We start from the raw sequence: 1,258 nt of genomic DNA, 5'->3' as shown, positions 1-1,258 counted from the left end.
TTGTAGTGGCATAGTGAATTTGGCCACCTGAATAGAGGTGATATCATCACCTCATAGTCAAAACAGGTGACATTATGACCGGACGTAACAGACGCAATTTTAGCCCCGAGTTTCGCCTCGAGGCTGCCCAGCTTGTACTCGATCAGCATTACACCGTTGCCGCCGCTGCCACTGCGATGAATGTCGGCAAATCCACGATGGATAAATGGGTTCGACAACTGAAAGAAGAGCGAGCGGGAAAATCACCCATAGCTTCACCCATGACACCTGAGCAGATTGAGATACGTGAGTTGAAGAAAAGACTTCAACGCGTTGAAATGGAACGGGATATATTAAAAAAGGCTACCGCGCTCTTGATGTCAGACTCCCTGAAAAATTCTCATTAGTTGAGAAACTCAGGGCGCGGTTTCCTGTTGCCGTTGTGTGCAACGTGTTTGGGGTTCATCGCAGCAGTTATAAATACTGGCGGCAGCCCAGGAAGCCTGACGCCACGAGAGTGGCATTACTGAGCCTTGTGCGTGAAGTTTATCGCGAAAGTAACGGTTCAGCAGGAGCGCGAAGCATTGCCGCAATGGTCACCACCAAAGGTATAAAACTGAGCCGCTGGCGGGCAACAAAGCTGATGAAAGCGCTCAATATTATCAGCTGTCAGCAACCTGGCCATCGTTATAAGAAGGCGTCTAAGGAACACATTGAGATCCCTAATTATCTGGATCGCCAGTTTGCTGTTACCGAGCCTAATCAGGCCTGGTGTGGTGATGTGACTTATATCTGGACGGGAAAAACGCTGGGCTTATCTGGCTGTTGTACTCGATTTGTTTTCCCGTAAACCGGTTGGCTGGGCGATGTCATTTTTCCCTGATTCCGCACTGACAGGTAAAGCCCTGTCGATGGCCTGGGAAGCACGGGGAAAACCGGCTAATTTACTGTATCACTCGGATCAAGGCAGTCACTATACCAGCAGGAATTTCAGACAGTTACTGTGGAGATATCAGATAAAGCAAAGCCTGAGTCGCCGGAGAAATTGCTGGGATAACAGCCCAATGGAACGGTTCTTCAGAAGCCTGAAAACAGAGTGGGTACCGGATAATGGCTACGCGAATTTTAGCGAAGCCAGCACGGCAATAACGAATTACATCACAGGATATTACAGCCAGCTCAGACCTCATCAATATAATGGTGGTTTGACGCCGAATGAATCAGAACGATTGTTCTGGAAAAACTCTAAAGCTGTGGCCAGTTTTTGTTGACCACTACA

The 1,258-nt window shown here is 48.3% G+C and carries 1 pseudogene; it reads left to right on the top strand.

Features of this window, described 5'->3' with window-relative positions:
- Positions 1-74 precede the first annotated feature (74 nt).
- Positions 75-1,250 (top strand): annotated as a pseudogene (locus tag CWS43_RS27090) (IS3 family transposase).
- The last annotated feature ends 8 nt before the right edge of the window (positions 1,251-1,258 follow it).

It is taken from the genome of Rahnella sp. AA (assembly GCF_002834385.1).
Classification (GTDB): Bacteria; Pseudomonadota; Gammaproteobacteria; order Enterobacterales; family Enterobacteriaceae; genus Rahnella.
Note: the sequence above shows the minus strand (reverse complement) of the source record. Positions and strands in the feature narration are given on the sequence as shown.